Source organism: Micromonospora chokoriensis, assembly GCF_000718555.1.
Lineage (GTDB): Bacteria > Actinomycetota > Actinomycetes > Mycobacteriales > Micromonosporaceae > Micromonospora > Micromonospora chokoriensis_B.
The window spans coordinates 49,404-67,597 of the sequence record NZ_JOAN01000009.1 but is presented as its reverse complement, the minus strand read 5'-3'; the positions used below and the strand labels follow the sequence as shown (position 1 = coordinate 67,597).

19 protein-coding genes are annotated in these 18,194 nt (G+C 69.2%); 3 read left to right on the top strand and 16 right to left on the bottom strand.

Features of this window, described 5'->3' with window-relative positions:
- Nucleotides 1-83: 83 nt before the first annotated feature.
- From IF46_RS0113765 to IF46_RS0113755, 3 genes are all read right to left on the bottom strand, one after another.
- On the bottom strand, nt 84-1,121 hold the full coding sequence (locus tag IF46_RS0113765; RefSeq protein ID WP_030488720.1) for a hypothetical protein: 1,038 nt from the start codon (nt 1,119-1,121) through the stop codon (nt 84-86).
- Complete coding sequence (locus tag IF46_RS0113760; RefSeq protein WP_030488719.1) at nt 1,121-1,390, bottom strand: hypothetical protein; 270 nt, start codon at nt 1,388-1,390, stop codon at nt 1,121-1,123. Before IF46_RS0113760 ends, IF46_RS0113765 begins: the two co-directional genes overlap by 1 nt.
- A gap of 495 nt (nt 1,391-1,885) precedes the next feature.
- Nucleotides 1,886-4,708 (bottom strand): S8 family serine peptidase, encoded by a 2,823-nt coding sequence (locus IF46_RS0113755; protein WP_084597902.1) that lies wholly within the window; start codon nt 4,706-4,708, stop codon nt 1,886-1,888.
- A gap of 214 nt (nt 4,709-4,922) precedes the next feature.
- Here IF46_RS0113755 and IF46_RS0113750 point away from each other — a divergent pair, with 214 nt between their 5' ends.
- The 3 genes from IF46_RS0113750 (at nt 4,923) to IF46_RS0113740 (ending at nt 7,740) form a co-directional block, all read left to right on the top strand.
- Nucleotides 4,923-5,399 (top strand): GNAT family N-acetyltransferase, encoded by a 477-nt coding sequence (locus IF46_RS0113750; RefSeq protein WP_030488717.1) that lies wholly within the window; start codon nt 4,923-4,925, stop codon nt 5,397-5,399.
- A gap of 87 nt (nt 5,400-5,486) precedes the next feature.
- Nucleotides 5,487-6,431, top strand: a complete 945-nt coding sequence (locus IF46_RS0113745) for an RNA polymerase sigma-70 factor (protein ID WP_030488716.1) — start codon at nt 5,487-5,489, stop codon at nt 6,429-6,431.
- Nucleotides 6,432-6,513: 82 nt separating this feature from the next.
- Nucleotides 6,514-7,740 (top strand): NAD(P)/FAD-dependent oxidoreductase, encoded by a 1,227-nt coding sequence (locus IF46_RS0113740; protein WP_051723896.1) that lies wholly within the window; start codon nt 6,514-6,516, stop codon nt 7,738-7,740.
- Here IF46_RS0113740 and IF46_RS0113735 read toward each other — a convergent pair.
- From IF46_RS0113735 to IF46_RS0113665, 13 genes are all read right to left on the bottom strand, one after another.
- Nucleotides 7,706-7,963 (bottom strand): Txe/YoeB family addiction module toxin, encoded by a 258-nt coding sequence (locus IF46_RS0113735; RefSeq protein WP_030488714.1) that lies wholly within the window; start codon nt 7,961-7,963, stop codon nt 7,706-7,708. The two genes, IF46_RS0113740 and IF46_RS0113735, sit on opposite strands and share 35 nt — an antisense overlap.
- On the bottom strand, nt 7,960-8,235 hold the full coding sequence (locus IF46_RS0113730; RefSeq protein WP_030488713.1) for a type II toxin-antitoxin system Phd/YefM family antitoxin: 276 nt from the start codon (nt 8,233-8,235) through the stop codon (nt 7,960-7,962). Before IF46_RS0113730 ends, IF46_RS0113735 begins: the two co-directional genes overlap by 4 nt.
- Before the next feature lie 53 nt (nt 8,236-8,288).
- Nucleotides 8,289-9,506 (bottom strand): Imm21 family immunity protein, encoded by a 1,218-nt coding sequence (locus IF46_RS33790; RefSeq protein WP_084597901.1) that lies wholly within the window; start codon nt 9,504-9,506, stop codon nt 8,289-8,291.
- Nucleotides 9,507-9,658: 152 nt separating this feature from the next.
- Nucleotides 9,659-9,850 carry a hypothetical protein gene (locus tag IF46_RS0113715; protein ID WP_030488711.1) on the bottom strand — a complete coding sequence of 64 codons (192 nt, stop codon included), beginning with the start codon at nt 9,848-9,850 and terminating at the stop codon, nt 9,659-9,661.
- Between the two features lie 38 nt (nt 9,851-9,888).
- Nucleotides 9,889-10,197 (bottom strand): hypothetical protein, encoded by a 309-nt coding sequence (locus IF46_RS0113710; RefSeq protein WP_157562985.1) that lies wholly within the window; start codon nt 10,195-10,197, stop codon nt 9,889-9,891.
- Between the two features lie 234 nt (nt 10,198-10,431).
- Nucleotides 10,432-11,316, bottom strand: coding sequence for a hypothetical protein (locus IF46_RS0113705; protein ID WP_030488709.1), 885 nt, complete (start codon nt 11,314-11,316; stop codon nt 10,432-10,434).
- Nucleotides 11,317-11,359: 43 nt separating this feature from the next.
- Entirely contained in the window at nt 11,360-12,079 is a 720-nt protein-coding gene (locus tag IF46_RS0113700) for a hypothetical protein (RefSeq protein ID WP_157562983.1), read from the bottom strand.
- A 94-nt stretch (nt 12,080-12,173) separates the two neighbouring features.
- Nucleotides 12,174-14,948 carry an AfsR/SARP family transcriptional regulator gene (locus tag IF46_RS0113695; RefSeq protein WP_030488707.1) on the bottom strand — a complete coding sequence of 925 codons (2,775 nt, stop codon included), beginning with the start codon at nt 14,946-14,948 and terminating at the stop codon, nt 12,174-12,176.
- 78 nt (nt 14,949-15,026) lie between these two features.
- On the bottom strand, nt 15,027-15,581 hold the full coding sequence (locus IF46_RS0113690) for a hypothetical protein (RefSeq protein WP_157562980.1): 555 nt from the start codon (nt 15,579-15,581) through the stop codon (nt 15,027-15,029).
- Entirely contained in the window at nt 15,571-16,119 is a 549-nt protein-coding gene (locus IF46_RS0113685; protein ID WP_157562977.1) for a hypothetical protein, read from the bottom strand. Before IF46_RS0113685 ends, IF46_RS0113690 begins: the two co-directional genes overlap by 11 nt.
- A 129-nt stretch (nt 16,120-16,248) precedes the next feature.
- Nucleotides 16,249-17,013 carry a cytidylate kinase family protein gene (locus tag IF46_RS0113680; RefSeq protein ID WP_232234033.1) on the bottom strand — a complete coding sequence of 255 codons (765 nt, stop codon included), beginning with the start codon at nt 17,011-17,013 and terminating at the stop codon, nt 16,249-16,251.
- Nucleotides 17,014-17,030: 17 nt separating this feature from the next.
- Complete coding sequence (locus IF46_RS0113675) at nt 17,031-17,219, bottom strand: DUF397 domain-containing protein (RefSeq protein WP_030488703.1); 189 nt, start codon at nt 17,217-17,219, stop codon at nt 17,031-17,033.
- Nucleotides 17,220-17,514: 295 nt separating this feature from the next.
- Nucleotides 17,515-18,078 (bottom strand): hypothetical protein, encoded by a 564-nt coding sequence (locus tag IF46_RS0113665; RefSeq protein ID WP_030488702.1) that lies wholly within the window; start codon nt 18,076-18,078, stop codon nt 17,515-17,517.
- Nucleotides 18,079-18,194 lie beyond the last annotated feature (116 nt).

Here is an 18,194-nt window from a genome sequence, read left to right as displayed (position 1 = left end):
CTGCTGGGGATCGGCGTAGACGGCGAGGTGCTCCTCCCCGGTCGGCCCGGTCGGCGGCGTGCCGACCGGGCCGCCAGCGTCACTCAGACGTACGGCCGCTTGGCGTACGCCTCGCGGAGCGCGGTCAACCCGGCCGCCTTCGGCGTCAGGGTGCCCCACCCGGAGTTGAAGTAGTTGGTGCGGACGATCCGTGGCCCACCCTCGGCGTTGAGCTGGGCGATCGCCGCTGGCACGGTGGCGATCCAGGCTGGTTGGTTCGGGATCTCCGCCACCCGCACCCCCCACTCGGCGATGATCACGGGCCGGGACAACGCCACCGGGCCGAGATCCGCCACCGCCCAGTCCTTGGTGCGGCGAAACCGGGCCAGCGCGGTGTGGCTGGCGTTGGTGGCGTACGCGTTCCACTGGAGGTAGTCGAGTCGGGACATCAACGACTCCGGGTGGGTGCGCTGGAAGCAGGCCCGGTCGAAGCCGCCCAGCCCCACCGAGAACGTCGTCCCGGCCGGCAACGTGCGCGCCTTGAACCAGGTGAGGATGTAGTTCACGGCCTGCACCGCTCGTGCGTCCGACTCGGCCCAGTTGTACGCCTTGCCGTCCTCGGTGGTGCCGAACTCGTGGTCGGTGTCGAACTCCGAGGCGAGCTGGATGTTCACCCCGAAACCGAGCGTCCGGTACTGCGACAGAGCGCGGGCGAACAGCCCGTCGCACTGCCCTTTGATCACCTGGCCGTACCCGTACGCCTTCGGCCAGGTCGTGCCAGGTCGCTGCTGGATGGTCATCGACGGCGCCGGCACGGTGTAGCTGACTCCGTCCACCGCGAAGCTCTGCGGCCCGTAGTTGGGGGCGCCGTAGCTCTTCAACTCCAGGACCATGTTCATCTGCACCCCGGCCTTACCCAGGTTGACCAGCCAGGGCCGGTTGTAGCCGGGGAAGATGTAGCCGTCGGCGAAACTGCGGTACTGGGTGAGCGACCGGAAGTTGCCGCCGGCCATGTCGGCGCTCGGATCGGCGCCGCCGGACAGGTAGTAGCCACCGAGCACAGTTTGGCCCAGGCTGTAGTCGGCGGTTGCCGTCGCGGTGTTGCCGGCGGCGTCGCGGACCTGGACGGTGACCCGGGGCATCACGCCACCGACCGGTACACGGCCACCGAGCCGTTGTCGGAGACCCGGGTCCAGGTACGCCCGGAGTTGTCGCTGATGGTCACGGTGAGCGGGTCGATGACCGCGGTGACCTTGACCGGCGCGCTGCTGTTGCCCTGCGCGTCGGTGACCACGATGGTGACGGTCAACGGTTTGGTGTCGGCGTCCGAGTAGGTGACGGTCAGCAGCATCTGGTCACCCGGCGCGAAGACGGATGCGTTCAAGGCTGCGGTTGCGGTGGGAGCGGCCATGTCGGGCCCTTTCTGGCTCGGTCGCCAGGGCTCGGCGCGCGGTCGAGCAACGCCGGACCCCGGCGGGGTCCACAGTGCGAAAGGCCGGCGGGGCACGGGGACGGATGGCACGGCCGGTGGGCGGCGTCGCCTGACTGCCGACGGTGCTGACGTCCTGGTCCCGGTGGGCGGAGGCACCGCTGCGGGCGCCCGCAGGGTGTCGTTGGCAGCCGTGGCCTGTGGTGTGCGCGCTCGGCACGGCAGCTATGCCATGACCGCCGCGGCATCAAGGCCGGGCTGGGTGAGGGCGGCACCGGTAGGGACGATGTTGTCCCCACCGGGCCGGAGGATCGGGATGTGGCCCGCCACCCGTCTACCTCCACCTGCCCTAAGAGTGCTCTACCAGGGGCTTTACCGTCTTGTCCGGTTTGCGACAGGGCAGGCCGACCGGTATGGGCGGCCGGGTTCCGCACCGCCCCGAGGTGCGGCACCTCGGGGCGGTGCGGGTGGTCAGGATCAGGCCTCGTACGTCTTGAAGTGCAGCGAGAAGGCCCGCAGGGTCCCCGCCAAGCCGCCGATTGTGTCGGTCATCGAGAGCGTCCACGTGCCATCCACGGGTGCGGCGTAGAGCGGCGCGAGCGGGGCGACGGGTCGCCACCTGCCGGTGAACGGCGCCTGGGCCGACTGCACCTTGGTGATCGGCTGGTCGGCACTGTCGTCGAAGACCACCTGGCACATGTTCGCGCCGCCGAAGCCGACCCCGGTGAAGAGTCGCGCGCTGGTGCCGTTCGGCGCCGTGAGGATGGCGGTGACGTCCTCGATGTACGGGTGACTGAGGCCCACGGTCGTCGACTCGGGATCCCTGGAACATTCCGTGCCGTCGATCGAGAAGGTCATGTCGGCCGCCGACCCGACTCCGGTGACGTCAATGGTGGCGGTGATACCGGTCTGGTCACTGTCCGGGATCGCAACCGGCGGCCCGGCGTACGCGAAGACCTGGTCTTCGGTCGACACCTGGCCCGTCGCCACCAACTGGCTTCCCGTCGTCGGCGACAGCACTCCGACGAACGTGGCCTTGGCGGTGAGGGTCACCGGTCGACCCACCGGATAGTCCTTCGCCAGCGTCAGCGTGAAGCCCATGAACTTGCTGGCCCCCGGTGCGAGAGTGCCGTACCGCTGCGGGGCGGTCACCTTGGCACGCGGATCGTCGGTGGCGAGGGTGACGCTGACGCTGGTGGCCTTGCCATCGCCGACGTTGACCGCCGGCAGCGACACCGTCGCCTTCTCCCCCGGCTCCAGGTACGGGTCACCGTCGCCGGACTTCGGCGTCGTGATCGGCTTGCCGACCTGCACCAGCGGCTGCGGCGTCGCCCCGGTGTCCTTGAGCAGCAGATCGGCCCGGACCATGCCGTGCCCCGAGCGGGCGTCCACGCCGGCCGGGGCAAGATCGAGCGCGGTCCGGGTCATCGCCGTACGCAGCTCGGCGTTTGTCATTCCCGGGTTGCCGGACAGCGTCAGGGCCGCGATGGCGGCGGCGTGCGGTGCGGCTGCGGAGGTGCCGAAGAACGGCTGGAATCCCCAGACGGAGGTGGCCACCCCGTCGGCCGCGGCGATGTCGGGCTTCTGGCGGACCTCACCACCGGATGAGGTGAGGTTGCCGGGGGTGACCGGCGTCCCGTCCGCCTGGAAGAAGATTCGGCGCGGACCGTCGGAGGTGAAGCGCTCCAGCGATGAGGTGCGGGTGAACGTCTGCGGGTACGGGCCGGCCGGGCTGGCCGGGTCGCCGGGCTCCGACTGGCCCGCCGCCACGCTCGCCGGCGCGGCCGCGACCGAGAACGCTTGCTGCACGGCGCTGTGCCCACGGGTCACACCCGGCGTGGTGTATGCCTTCAACCCGTCCGTCGTGTCGGCGAACCGGCCGCGCAACGCGCTGAGCTGGAAGTACCGGTCTTCGCCGGAGAACTTGACGACGGCCAGCCGTTGCCCGGCCGCGTACTCGGTCCCGAGGAACTCGAACGGGTCGGCGTCGCCGTCCTGGGTGTCCTGCGAGGCCGTCACCACGTTGCCGTCGGCGTCGACCACGTACATGTCGTAGTCGTTGGCAGAGGCGCCGAGCGGGTCGTTCCACCAGAGCGTGACCGCCTTGCCGGTGCTGCTGGCGGACAGCGGGTTGAAGATCTGGACACCCGACCCGGGGTTGAAGTCGTGCGCCTTGCCGACGAACTTGGCCACGCTCCGCCCGGAGTCGACGAAGTCGGCCTCGTAGTTGCCGGTGGAGCCGTCCATGGTGTTGCCGTCGTTGCCGGCCGAGCTGAAGTAGAACGCCCCATCGGCGATCACCTGGCTGACCGCCTGGGCGACCAGCCCATCTTGGAAAGCGGCCTCGTGGTAGTAGAGGATGTCATCCACGATGATGTCGCAACGCGCGCTGAAGCGCAGCGCCAGGATGTTGTCGGCGAAGTTCTCCTCGGTCTCGTACGCGGTGGCGAAGCCGAGCTTCGCGGAGGGCGCCAGATCGTGGATGATCTCCAGCATCGCGGTGCCCTCGTCGCCTTGGCCGGCCTGTCCAGGCAACACGTCGACGTCGCCCGGCAGCTCACCTGCGGCGACGGAGTTGTTGAGTGACAGCACCCCGTCCGAGATGGCACAGACCTTCACACCGACACCAGTGACCTTGTACTTGCTCCGGGCGGTATCGGCGGCATGCGCGCGGTCACCCTCGGAGACCACAGCGCCCTGGCCGACGGCGTTGGCCGACACCGGGGCGGAGCGCAGCGCGCTGGCGACCTGTTCCGCGGTCTCGCTCTTGGCCGCCGGCCCGATCTCCACCCGGCGTCCGGGCGCATCGGTACGGGAGGTCTGGAAGCCGGACGGCACCGTGACCCGCCCAACCTCGGACCAGGACGCGATGGCGTCCAACTGGGCCACCGGAGCGTCGACGAAGACCGTGTCCGTGCGCTGCGACGGGTAGCGCACGGTCGCACCCACCCCACGCAGCCGTCGCAGCAGACCATCGTCGACCTTGTCGGCGTGGATGACGACCGGCGTGGTGCCGTTCGCCGAGATCTGGACCCCGGTTCGCAGCTTCGGCGTCGCGTCGGTTGCCGTCCTGTTGCTGCGCTTACGCATCTCGATCGCGAGCCGGCTGTCCAGCTTTCGTTCAACCGCCGACAGGGACTTCTTGAGTCGCTGCAACTCAGCGATCTGCGCGAGGGCCCGCGCCTGGGGCTCGGCCGGTCCGTTCGCGTGAGCTGAGGTCGCCGAGGATCCGGCGACGAGGACGCTCGCGGCGAGCAGGGTCACCACTCTGCGCGTACGTGGCCATCGGGTGGATTCCATTGTTTCCCTTCCACGATGCTCGGATTACCCGCCGTTCGCCCGGCCCTTGGATGCCGCAGCCAGCGAGACGTGCAATCCGTCCCCCACCCGGGGCGCCAAGGGACCCTGTTGCGATCTTGACGAGCCCGCAAGATCATAGACAATCTTGGGTGTCCTATGTGTTTCTCGATCTTGACGGCCTCATGTCTGACCGGCGCGCGATAGCTTATTGATCATGGCGGACTGGGAGATTCGGCCAGCCTCGACGGCGGACGTCGACGCGGTGGCCGAGTTGCGGGCGGTGGTGCTGCGGGCCGATCTGGAGCGGCTCGGGCGGTACGACGACCAGCGGGTCCGGCAGCGCCTGCGGGACGGGTTCGCACCGGCGTACACCTGGGTTGTCGAGGTGGGCGGCGCGTTCGCCGGCTGCGTGGCGCTGCGGCCCGGCGCGGACGGCCACTGGCTGGAGCACTTCTACCTGGCCCCGCATCTACAGGGCAGCGGCATCGGCACGGCCGTGCTGCGCGAGCTGCTGGACCGCTGCGATCGCGACGGCACCCTGGTCCGGCTGAACGTCTTGCAGGGCAGCCCGGCCCGGCGGCTGTACGAGCGGCACGGATTCACGCTGGAATCCGAGGACCCGGTGGACGTGTTCATGGTCCGGCTCCCGAACCCGACGGAAGCGCCCGGGACGTCGACGGCGCAGCCCTGAGAGCGCGGTCTACGTGACCGGATGGGCTGTGTCGGCGTACACCGTCGATCGGTCGGCGAGGTCGCGCGCGTGGTTGACTATCGAACCATGCCGCTCAGTCCGGACGAGGTCGAGCTGTTCGAGCACTCCAGGGCCCGCCTGGAGGCGATCGCCTATCGCCTGCTGGGCTCGGCCAGCGACGCCGAGGACGCCGTCCAGGACACCTTTCTGCGCTGGCAGGGCACCGACCGGGCGCACGTCGAGACGCCCGAGGCGTGGCTGACGAAGGTCCTCACCAACGTGTGCCTCAACCAGTTGACCTCGGCGCGGGCCCGGCGAGAGACCTACGTGGGGACCTGGCTGCCCGAACCGGTCCTCGCCGGGGACCGGATGCTCGGCCCGCTCGACACCGCCGAGCAACGCGAGTCGGTCTCGATGGCGGTGCTCACCCTGCTGGAGCGCTTGTCGCCCAACGAGCGCGCGGTGTACGTGCTGCGGGAGGCGTTCGGCTACTCGCACGGTGAGATCGCCGAGATCCTCGGCATCACCGAGTCGAACTGTCAGCAGACCTACCGACGTGCCAAGCAGCACGTCACCGCCGAGCGGGCCCGCGCCGAGGTCGACCAGGCGACCGCCCGGAAGATCGTCGCGGAGTTCCTCACGGCGGCCAAGAACGGCGAGATCCAGCGACTGGTCGAGTTGCTGACCGGCGACGCGACGAGCATCGGTGACGGTGGCGGCAAGATCCCGGCTCGGACCACACCGATCGTCGGCGCGCTGGCCGTGGCGAAGTTCCTGCGGGGCCTGTTCAAGCCCGCCGACGTCAAGCGGGACCTGGTCGGGGGCAGCCCCGCCGTGCACATCGCCGCCGCCAACGGCGCTCCGGCGGTGGTGGTCGTGATCGACGACCGGGTCGTCGGCGTCATGTCCGTGCAGGTGACGCCCGAGGGGGTAGCGGCCCTGCACAGCCAGGTCAACCCGGACAAGCTCGTCCGCGCCACCCGCAGGTGGTCGGCCTCCGAGCACGGGGAGCCCGCACTCCACGTCTGGTGACCCAGGTCATAGCCCACTCCTGTCAGGAATCGCGTCGCTGTCCGGTTCAGGGAGCGACCACCACCGAGACAGGAGTGCCACCATGAAGCACCGCATCGTCGTTCTCGGAGCCGGCTACGCCGGAGCCACCGTCGCCGGTCGCGTCGCCAAGCGGCTGCACGCCGACGACACCGAGATCACCGTCGTCAACGCCGACGCCGACTTCGTCGAGCGGGTCCGCATGCACGAACTCGCCGCCGGCAAGGACCTCAAGCGCCGTCCGTTGACCAGCATCTACGCCGGCACGGGCGTCGAGGTTCGACTGGCCCGGGTCACCGCCGTCGACGCCGACCGCAGGACCGTCGCGGTCGCCGACGACCACGGCACCGACGAGATCGCGTACGACACGCTCGTCTATGCCCTGGGCAGCGCCGCCGCGGACCATGGCGTCCCCGGGGTCGCCGAGCACGCGTACGACATCGCCGGCCGGCCGTCGGCGCTGCGGCTGCGCGACCGCCTCGCCCACCTCGCGGCCGGCGGGACCGTCCTCGTCGTCGGCGGGGGCCTCACCGGCCTCGAGGCGGTCACCGAGATCGCGGAGGCCCGGCCGGACCTCGACGTCGCGCTCGCCGCCCGCGGCGGTCTCGGCGACTGGCTCAACGACAAGGCGCAGCAGCACCTGCGTGGCGTCTGCGACCGGCTCGGCATCACCGTCCACGAGCACGCCGACATCGCGCGGGTCGAGGCAACCGGTGCCCTCACCCGCGACGGTCGGGAGATCCCTGCCCAGGTGACCGTCTGGACGACCGGCTTCGCCGTGCACCCCATCGCCGCCGCCACGACCCTGGCGGTCGCGGAGACCGGGCAGATCATCGTCGACGCCACCATGCGGTCGGTCTCACACCCCGAGGTGTACGCCGTCGGCGACGCCGCGATCGCCGCAGGACCGGGCGGCAAGCCGCTGCGGATGTCCTGCGCCTCGGGCATCCCGATGGCCTGGCAGGCCGCCGACGCCATCGCCGCACGCCTGACCGGCCGGGCGAAGTTCCCCAAGGCGCCGCTGCGCTACTTCAACCAGTGCATCAGCCTCGGCCGCCGCGACGGCATCATCCAGTACGTGACGGCCGACGACCGGGCCAAGCCATCCCTGCTCACGGGGAGGCTGGCGGCCCGCTACAAGGAGTTCGTCTGCACCGGCGCGGCCTGGAGCCTCGCGCACCCGATCCTGTACCCGGTCCGCCGCCACCGCATCGCCGTGACTCGATCGGAGATCCGCGCGACTGCTTCCGAAGCCGCTAGCTCTCCCCGTAGTGGTAACGGCAGGCGATGATCTCGACGTCGTCCTTGGAGACCCGGTACACCAGCCGGTGTTCACGATCGATTCGGCGGGACCAGAAGCCGGACAGCTCCCCCCGGAGGGGCTCGGGCTTACCGATGCCCTCGTAACCGTTGCGCATCACGTCCGCGATGAGGTCGTTGATGCGTTTGACCAGCTTACGGTCAGTGTGGCTGAGGTACTGGCTCCACGCAGTCGCCGTGAAGACCAACCTCATGCGACGTCTCGCACGGCGGTCGGGTCGATCAGGTCACGCTCGACCGCGTCACCCGCCTCAAGCTCTGCCATCGATCGGCGCAGGGCTGCAGCGTTGCTGGGGCTCCGCAGGAGGTATTCGGTTTCCTTCATCGACTCGTACTCCGCCAGCGACACGATCACCACCGGCTCGTGACCTGAGCGGGTCACGACCACTTCCTCGGCATCGTTGATGACGCTGTCGAGTTCGGCTGCCAGGTTCTGCCGAAGCTGGGTGAAATTCACAGTCCGCATGATCACCTCCGGATAGGTACAGAAAATTGTACCTCAGTCGGACCGTTCGACGTTCACGCCGACGACGGCAGCTCGACCAGGTGAACCATTACCAGTGCTGTCTCGTTGTCCGGTTCGACGTGGGCGGTGCGGATCAGGTAGGTGCCACGAGCCAGGTCCACAGCGAGGTGGGTGGTGTACTCCAGCCCACCGCCGTGATAGGCGGAGTCGAACAACTCGGCTGGCCCGCTGGTCGTCCACGTACCCGCGTCTTCCCAGTCAGCGATCTCGACCGCCCGGGGAACGAGGCGGACGACATCTGCCTCGGAGTTGGCGCAGAGCCACCGCACGAAGATCCGCCGGTCCGGGAGGTAGGTGGTGGAGGCCGGCTCGTCGGCCAGCACGAGCGCCTGCTCGTCGCCGACGTCCACCACCCCGACGTCACCGTCGACCCGGCAGGCCCGGTCGTAGTCACCCCAGGAATCCGGCTCGTCGACCGACGCGCCCTTCCACTCGGTGAGCGCCGACGACGGCACGACGATGAGCGGCCCGCCGCCAGATTCGACCCACGGCAGCAGACTGACCGGCAGACGCGTACGAGCGAGGACGCCGGCCAGGTCGGTCATGTCGGTCACGATCGCGTCGGCGCCGGCGGCAGCGAGGCGTTCGGCCTTGCCGGGCTTGTTGGCGTACCCGATACAGGCGACGCCGGCCGCTTTGGCGGCTGCGATGTCGGCGATCGAGTCACCGACCAGCACCGCGGCATCGGGTGCGACCTGCAACGCCTGCAGGGCCTGCACAACCGGCACCGGGCTGGGCTTCAGCAGTCCAGGATGCTCGCCTCGCCCGATGACGGCGGCGAAGTAGCGGGCACGGTCGCGACGCCCGAGGAACGCTCCGATGGCGGCGCCGGAGTTGTTGCTGACGATGGCGAGGGGTCGCCCGCCGAGGACGCACACCCGGACCACGTCGAAGGCGCCGATCGTGGTCTCCGCGGACGCCGCTGCCTCGATCTCCGCCGCCTCCAAGGCCGCACCGACGACGCCGACCAGCTCGGGTGCGAACACAGCGGTCGCGCGGAACAGCTCCAACGGGTCGTCGCCGTCGCGCAGCTCGTCGGGCAGAACGACGCCCCGGCTGAGGATCAGCCGACGCAGGTCGGCGGCGACGCGCGGCGCGGCCCTGCTGCCGAACAGGCGGCAGATCGGACCATCAAAGTCGACGAGTACGACTTCGGCCCGCTCGAGAATGTCGGCAAGCCGGTCGTATGGCCGCTCTGCCTCGATCGTCACCTTGTGCTCCAGCAGCCGTCTTCGCCGTCAAGACCGTCGATCCTAGAGACCGCCATGGCGGCGCCGCGTCACCCGGTCGCCACCCAGAAGCGCAACCTGTCGCCGCGCTGGTCCTCCAAAACCCCACCGGACAAATCCGGGTTTGCAAGTGGTTACCCGGGCGGAGCGAATATCTGGGCACCGATCATGGTCAACCCGGCGACCGCCACGATGATCGACCCGAGCGCGGTGTGAACCGTCAGAGCCAGCACCAGCCCTACCAACGCGACGCAGCCGCCGACGACGAAGATCGCTCGCTGCCTCCGAGTCATCCGGAACCAGGTCCGTTCGCTCATCTTCGCCATGCCAATAGCGTTTCACGATTCCACGCAGGTCGCCGGGCTCAGTCCTCTGGTTGCTGACCCATCGACGCCCCATCGGACTCAGCCTGGCGCTCGGCCTGCCAGATGGCGTGTCCTTTGAGCAGATATCCGATCCAGTAGATCGCGAAAAGGATCAGGAAGCACGCGAAGAACACTCCCGAGATGATGCTCGCGAGAACGAGCGCTCCCTCGCCGTCGCTCAGTCCGTAGGTCGCGAAGCCGACGACGCCCAGAAGAAAAAAGAAGACCATGTAGAGCGGCAGTGTTGAACTGTCTGTCGGGTGGGACGCACGAGGCGGCCAAGGGACGCGAGGGTCGCTGCTGATCACCTGACGAGTATCAGGGACGCGTTCCGCCAGAGCTATCGGCGTCTGACCAAATGGTGTTGTCCATCGGCCAAGCGCGCGTCCTGCGCTACCGTCTCGGCGCACCTGTCGACGCTGCCGAACGCGGATGCGCGAAGGACGGCACTTCGTAGTCCTGGCAGCAAGCGTGGAATCCCGCTCCGCACCGACCGGGGAGGTCGATGCGGAGCGGGACCGTCGACGGTTGCTGCCTACCCGCTAGAACCCATCCCATTGGCGGGCCGAGCATTTCCAGGTCTTCCCGCCATCCTGCGAGATGCAGACCACGAGGAGCTTGCCGAGGAACGGGAGGCTGAGGGTGAAGATGTGGGCCTTGGTCTTCGCGTAGACAACGCCTGACTTATCGGCGATGTCGGCCAGCGCCCATCCAGGGTCCGGCCCATCCACTGTCGCCACCCGGCGCAGCGACTCGATGTCCTTGCCGTCGAGCAGCGTCTTGATCTCGTCTGCCGACGGCTCGCCGTCGCCGATCAGCGTCTCCACCGAGTACGGGCCGTCGACGGCGACGCCGTTGGCCTTCTCGAAGGCCGCCTTCGTTGCGCCCACCGTGGTGCCGCCGGCGAGGTCGAGGGTGAGGATCAGTTCACCCGTCCGGCTCGACAGCAGGCATTCCCAGATGGACTTGCCTGAGGCGACGCACATGGTCAGGCACCACTCGCGGCCGTCGCGGGTGGACGAGGCAAAGAGCAGGGATGTCGCCGTCGCGTTGTCGCCCTTGCCGTCGTACGCCCCGTCGGCGAGGTCGGCCATGGTCGTGCCGAGGACCTCCCGGCTGCCCGGAATCGTGCCGACGACCTTGACACCGTCGACGTCCTTACCGGCGGCGAGCGCTTCGAGCTGGTCGCCGGTGAGATTGCGGCCGCCAGTGTCGACGGCCAGCACCTTGTCCAGGTCGCCGACGGGCCGGCCGGTCAGGTCCTCGAGTCGTTGAAGCATCACGCCCGGGGCACCGGGGTGGTCGGTGATCGTCGTTCGGGCCTCCCCCTCGGCGGCCTGCGACGGGGCGTACGAAGCGGTCAGCCCGACGATCAGGGCGGCGGCGACGATAGTGACGCGCCTGGTGATGTCCCGCAGAGTTGTCATCCTGTCCTCATCTCGGTGATCGGTGTCGGCGGGTTCGGGCGGGCTACCAGCGACACGTGACGATGTCGCCCACGTCGTTGGGTGACCCCAGGTCGCAGTGGTCGTCGATCCACTCACCGATGTCGCCGATCGTGTCCACGATCCAGGCGATCGCCGACTTGATCGCACCCCAGATGCTGAAGTAGACGACTGTCGTTTCCGGGGTGCCGCCGGCCTCGTCGATGACATCCTTCGTCGACATGGCGGCATGGGGCTTCTCGATGATGTCCAGCACCCGTACGCCGGTGTTGTCCTTGCCGGCCAGCAGCGCCTCGACCTGCTCCGGGGTCCGCTCCTTGCCGTCGTCGACCGCCACGATCGCGCGGTCGATCAGCACCTCTCGGCTGCCGCTGACGGCTTGGGCGATGCCGGCCATCTCGCCCACCGTGAGGTCGTTGCCGAGCGCGGGGCCGGTGAACCGCCGGACCGACACGGCACCCGCCGGGTTGATCTGGATCTCGTTGGCCCTGATCATGTCGTCCGCTACGAAGGGGGCCCAGGCGAACGCCCACTGCCCGGCGACGCAGCGGAACTGGCCGTACTCCCGGCCTTCGGGCTCGGTCTCGGTCCGGACGACTTTGCCGCGGTCGTCGACGTGCTGGACCACGCAGTCGACGCCCTTCTGCGGCGGCTTGTCGGTCTGGGCCACGGCGGCGGAGGACATGGCCAGCACCGTCCCGCTGACCACCCCGATCACCGCGAGGCGGTGTGCCAAACGACTCATCGAACGCTCCATTCCTGATGCGGAAGAGACTGGTGTCCGAAGAGTGCCGGGCCGCGCTGAAGCGGCCCGGAAACGGCGCTGAAAGCCGGGTCCGTCAGTGCAACCGCATGGCGTCGAGCTGTTCGAGATCGGCGCGGATCGAGTCGGCGTCGGCGTCGCCGAGCTCGTCGAGGATGGTCAGGGCTCGACGCCAGGCGGCCCGGGTGGCACCGAGGTCGGCGAGGGCCCGGTGGCTGCCGCCGAGATTGACGTACGTGCTCGCTTCGGCGTACCGGTCGTTGACCTGCCTGAAGAGTTCGAGTGCGTGCTCGTAGCAGGCGATCGCGCGCCGGTCGTCCCCGAGTTGGTGATGCGCGTGGCCGAGACTGTCCCACGTGTCGGCCTGCCCCTGAACGTCGTCCACCTCCTGCAACATCTTCAGCGCCTCGCCGCACGATTCGAGGGCACGTTGATAGTTGCCGAGCAGCGCTTCCTGCCAACCGACCGCGTTGAGGGTGTACCCCTGCCCGGCCCGGTTGCCAGCCCTCCCGAACAGCGCCAACGCTCGCCGGGAGTGGTCGAGTGCCTGGTGGTAGTCCCGCCGCCGCTCGGCAAGCTGACCAAGGTTCAGGCAGGTGTGTGCCTGCCCGGCGTCGTCGCCGACGTCGGTGAACAGGTCGAGCGCCCGCCGTAGGTGGTCATCTGCCTCCTCGTAGCGGCGCAGCCGGGAGCAGGCGAGTCCGAGGCTGCGGTGCGCGTGGGCCTGCCCAGCCTGGTCCCCGATCCGGGACGCGGCGGCCAGCGCGATCTGTTGCGTGCCGAGCCAGTCCTGCCAGTGCCCCTGCCGGTGCAGGAAGCCGCCCATGGCCCAGGCGAGCCGCCAGGCGTGTCCCTCGAACCCGAACCGCGCCGCGAGTGGTACTGCAGCGAGCAGGACGGGGACCTCGGCAGCGAACCACGCCGTGGCGGCCGACCGGTTCTTGGGGCTCTCCGGCGTCACGCCGCCCGCAAGTGACGGAAGGCTGATCGCGCTGAAGTGCGGGTGCAGCGCGAGGTCGGCAGCGTACGCGGTGTGCAGGCAGTGATCGAGCAGCCGGTGGACGGCGGCACGGCGCTCGGCCGGCGGCTCAGCCTCGTCGGCGAGGCTGGCCGCGTACGCGCGCAGCAGATCGTGGAACGCATAGCGCCCGTAGGTGTGCTCGGTGAAGAGGTTCGCCCGGGTCAACTCGGTGAGCAGGGGGCCGATCGCCTGCGCGGTGTCGCCGGCCAGGCTGGCCACGGCCGGGGCGGAGACGTCCGGGCCGGGGTGCAGGCTCAGCAGCCGGAACAGCCGGGTCGCGGCTGGGCTGAGTGTTCGACACGACCAGGAGAAGACCGCCCGGACGTCGGTGGCCTCGTCGCCGCCGCGGAAGGCATCCAGATCGCCCAGCTCGCCAGCGACCGCAGCCAACGAGAAGCGCCGGTTGCTGGCGGCTCTGGCCGCGACGATGGCCAGGGCGATAGGCAGCCGCGCGCACCTGTCGGCGATGTCGTCGGCCGCTGCGGGTTCGGCGGCAACCTGACGCGCCCCGAGCCGGCGGACCAGCATGTCGCGGGCTTCGTCGGGGCTCAGCAGGTCGAGGGGCACCGGTTGGGCGCTCTCGGTGACGACAAGCGGGATGAGCTGGTCGCGGCTGGTGACGATCGCGAGGCAGTCGGGTGACCCGGGCAGCAGCGGCCGGACCTGCTCCGCGTCGCGCGCGTTGTCCAGCACCACCAGCAGCCGTTTACCGGCCACCGTCGTGCGATACAGGCTCACCATCAGGTCTGGTTCGCTGGGCATCCGTGCGGCCGGAACGCCGAGCGCCTCCAGGAACCCGTGCAGCGCCCGCGCCGGCTCGGTCGGGGTGGTGGCCGGGTCGAAGCCGCGTAGGTTGACGTAGAGCTGCCCGTCGGGGAAACGCTCGGCCGCGCGGTGGGCCCAGTGCACGGCGAGCGCGGTCTTGCCGACGCCGGCGGTCCCGGACACCACCACGGCGCCGCCCCGGTCGACGAGCGCGTCGAGGGCGGCGAGCTCCGCATCGCGCCCGGTGAAGGTGGGTACGCAGGGAGGCAGCTGCGCCGCCACCTGTGCGCGCGCAGCCGGGGCGGGTGCGGCGATCGCGGTGTCCTGGCGCAGGATGGCGCGCTCCAGATCCCGCAACCGCAGACTCGGGTCGATGCCGAGGTTCTCCCGCAGGCTGTCGCGCAGCCGCCGGTACGTGGCGACCGCCTCGCCCTGTCGGCCGTCGCGGTAAAGGGCGAGCATCAGCTGTGCGTGCAGGTGTTCGTCGAAGGGGTGCTGTCGGACAAGCCGTTCCAACCCGGGGACGAGCCGCGCGTGCTCGCCGACGGACAACCGGGCGTCGGCGAGCGCTCGTTCGGCCTCCAACCGCAGGCGGGTCAGGTGTTCGGCCTGCTCCTCAAGCCAGGCGGACCCGCCCACGTCGGCCAGCGGCGGCCCGCGCCACAGTGCCAGCGCCGCTGTCAGGTGATCCACCTGCTCGTTCCGGTCGGCCGTTCGCCGGGCCAGTTCGAGGAGGCGCTCGGCGGCCTGGACGTCGGTGGACTCCGGCCCGGTGTTGAGCACATAACCGGGCGGGCGCACCACTATCGATCCGGGCTCGCCGAGCACTCCGCGGAGGTAGGAGATGTGGCGCTGAAGCGTGTTCGTCGCGGTGGCCGGTGGAGCCTCGCCCCAGACCACATCGATGAGCCGATCGACGCTCACGACCCGGCCCAATTGCAGAGCCAACGTCGCCAGGACAGCCTTGCGGCGTACGCCGTTGACCAGCTGTGGGCCGTCGGCGACAACCACCTCCACCGGCCCGAGCAGCCTGACGCGCACGCCCGTACCAGCCGTCGATATCACCGAATCAGGCTAAATCCGCAGCACGGCAAGCTCGATCTGTTCGTCGCGCACTGGACAAACGTCCCGGCTGCCCGCCGACTACCGGGGCCGTCTGTCGCGGGGGGTGAGCGGCCGACCGGCCGCGTCGTGGACGGCGACTGGCACGGTATTTTTGCCAGCCCAGCCCGGGCCAGGTGGTGCGGCCTGCACCACGAAGCGCCCGGACCCGTCGAAGCCGCGGACCTCGAGGGGCACCAGGTCGGCTTTGCGGAACCGGGCCTGGACATCGCCGCCGTCCGCGGCCACCTCGGCTCGGGCCGCCGCCGCGGGAAGTACACCGAAGAGGATCGGGGCGGTGGCGCCGCGGAGCGTACGGACGCTGATCTCGTAGTTCTGCAGAACTCCGGACTCGGTGCAGGTGCGTTCCACGGTCGCGCCGTCCTGACGCAGGTAGAGACACTCGCCCCAGGTGTCTTCCCGAACCTGGACCACCGACCATTTCACGCCACCGGTCGTGCCTTCGGTGAGTAGCCGGGGGCCGGTGACGCTGGGCCGCCGCCCGTCCCAGCCCTCCCAGTTGAGGCCGCCGACCACGGCGAGCCCACCGAACACCACCACGACGGCCACCAAGGTACGGATACGGCTAGTAGACAACCAGATCACCGCCTTGCTCGTCGTGCAGCCGTAGCGACACAACCTCGACCCGGTCGCCGACATCGGGTACGTACACGGCGTAGACCCGGTAGTCGTCGTGCCCCGACGCGATGGTGGCCGCCTCGCGCGGCGTCCCATCGTCAAGGATGATCTCAATCGACGTGGCGGCGGCCGGCACGATGCCATAGAGGATCACCTCCGGCAGGCGCCTGCCCAGACGCTCCGAATTGACCTGCTCGACCCGCCCACCGGCCAGCCAGCCGTCGCCGTCGGCCACTCGGGGCCAGACGCAGTCCTTGCCTGCCTCTCGCCAGTTGACGTACGGGTCGGAGAACGTCTCCCGCTCAAGTTTGGCGCAGCGGACATCGAACGATCCGGTAACCCGGAGCCGATAGTTGTCGCCCTCGTCAAGGGTGAAGAAGGCGACGTTGCTCTTCCACCGGTCACCGATCGCAAGATAGGTCCAGCCGGAGACCGCCAGCAGAACGAGAAGAACGATGAGGCTACGGCGTAGAGCCTTTCGGGATGCGGCGATCATGCGGCGCTCCTCGATGGTGTGACGCACTCAAGGTAGCGGCGACGCACCACCTGTCGGGGAGACCGGACCGCCCACCCGGTCAGCTCGCCGTGCCCGGCCAGACCGTCACACGAATCTTCCAACCAGCGCTCATGGACTCGATGAACTCGACGAAGGCGACATGCAGCTCGCCCTGGGTGCGGACGCACCACCCATAGGCGTGGCTCCTTCATCGACTGCGACAGTTGCGTTGGTCTCCCAGACCGGCCGCTGGGGCTCGTCGTTGTGTACGACGATGTTGGCGTGCTGGGTTGGGCGGGCCGTAGCGAAGTAGAGCTGCTGCGAGGGGATGTATCGCTCGCGCCAGCGCCGTTCGACGTCGGCCCGAGTTGACACCCGTTGCTCTCGGGTCACGGCACGCTCCACAGTCTTCTCCAGTGCCGTCGAAACGAAGATGCGCAGGTCCCACCGGTCAATCAGTTCCGGGCGCAGGAGGAAGACGCCGTCGAAGACGAGCACGGCGTCGGCCGGAGCTGTCGCGACCGGCGGAGACAGGGCGGCATCCACAGTGCGGTCGTAGACCGCGGATTGGAATCGTCGATCTCCGCCCGGCCCGAGCGGATCGAGCAGAACCCGGTTCAGCGCTTCGTGGTCGTGGGCGTCGTGGTAGCAGCCTTCCGCCGAGTACTCGCCGCGTGGATAACGCTGCGCCCGGGGGAAGAGGAAGTCGTCGATCGTGGCGCGGATGACGTCGCGGCCCTGTTGGCGCAAGACGACGGCCAACTCGTCGGCGAGGGTGGTCTTGCCGGCGGCGGGCGCTCCGTCGACGGCAACCCGCGTCGGGTGAGCGACCGTGACGGACCCAACTGCCTCAGCCAGGCGTACGAGCAGCTCATCGCGGGTGCCTTGAACCATGCCACCGTCCTGCCAGGTCAGGGGCGGCAGGTGTTCGTCTTGATCGTGTCGACGAACGCGTCCCAGGCGGCGGGTGCGAAGCTCAGCATCCCGGCGTCGGGCGCCTTGGAGTTGCGAACGTCGACCTGGACGCGCCGGTCGCGCACCTCAACGCACTGGCCGTTGCTGCCGGAACGGCTCGACGTGCGCCAGGCGCTACGTTCCATGCTTACTCAGCTCCTTGATGAACCTGATCGACTCGACGGGTGACCGCGCCAACGTCTTCAGATTGTCGTACGCCGCCGACAGCCGCGCCAGGTCACGGCTCGACTCAAGGAAACGCCTGTTTGGACCTCGGCGACGCCCACGCCGCCGGCCGGGCGCTTCTCGCCGCCGACCGGATCACCACCTGGGAGACGCGCATTCGCCCGTCGCCCGGGCAGCGCTGACGGCGGTGTTCCGCGCCGGACCGACGGCCGCCGACGTGACCCGGCTGACAGCGGCCGTCGGACTGAGCCAACGCTAGTTGGTGCTCAGGTTGACGATCACACCCTGGTCAGCGCATGCCGTTTGGAAACCCGCAATCGCGGTCCCCATCGGGGCAATGAACGCAAACGCACCCATCTCCTGACCCTCCGGCAGTTGCGACATCTGCCACGCGATATCGATCAGCGCGGTGCCGTGCTTGCGAAGGTCCTCATGCCGGGAGTCTTCGAATAGTTTCCGCGCCTTCCGATACTCCGCTTCAGTCAGCTTGTCGTCACCAGAGTCCTTGGCCGTACCGTCAGCTTTCTTGCCATCGGCCATGGCCTTGCACGCGGCAACCCCTGAGTCCTCTTTGATGAACCCGTCGTACACGGCGTACCCGCCGGTCGCGAGCACCAGGAGGGCAACGAATGCCAGGGCTGCGAACAGCAGCGGCTTACGGCTTGGCGCGGCCGCCGGCGGGGGTGGCGCCTGCTCAGGCTGGCCGAACCCAGGGTCCCGCTGCCCGGCCAGGTGGGGCTGGTACTGCTGCGGCGGGTAGACAGGGCCGCCCTCCTGGTAGGGCTGCTGCGGCTGCTGGGCTTGGTACGGGTCGGTCAAGGTGTGCTCCCCACGTGGATTCTGGCGTGTTGATGTTGGCCGGGCCAGAGCGGCCGGGCCAGGTTCTGTCGGGTTGGAGACTGCGGGTCTGGCTGGTCAGGGCCGGACGAGCGCCG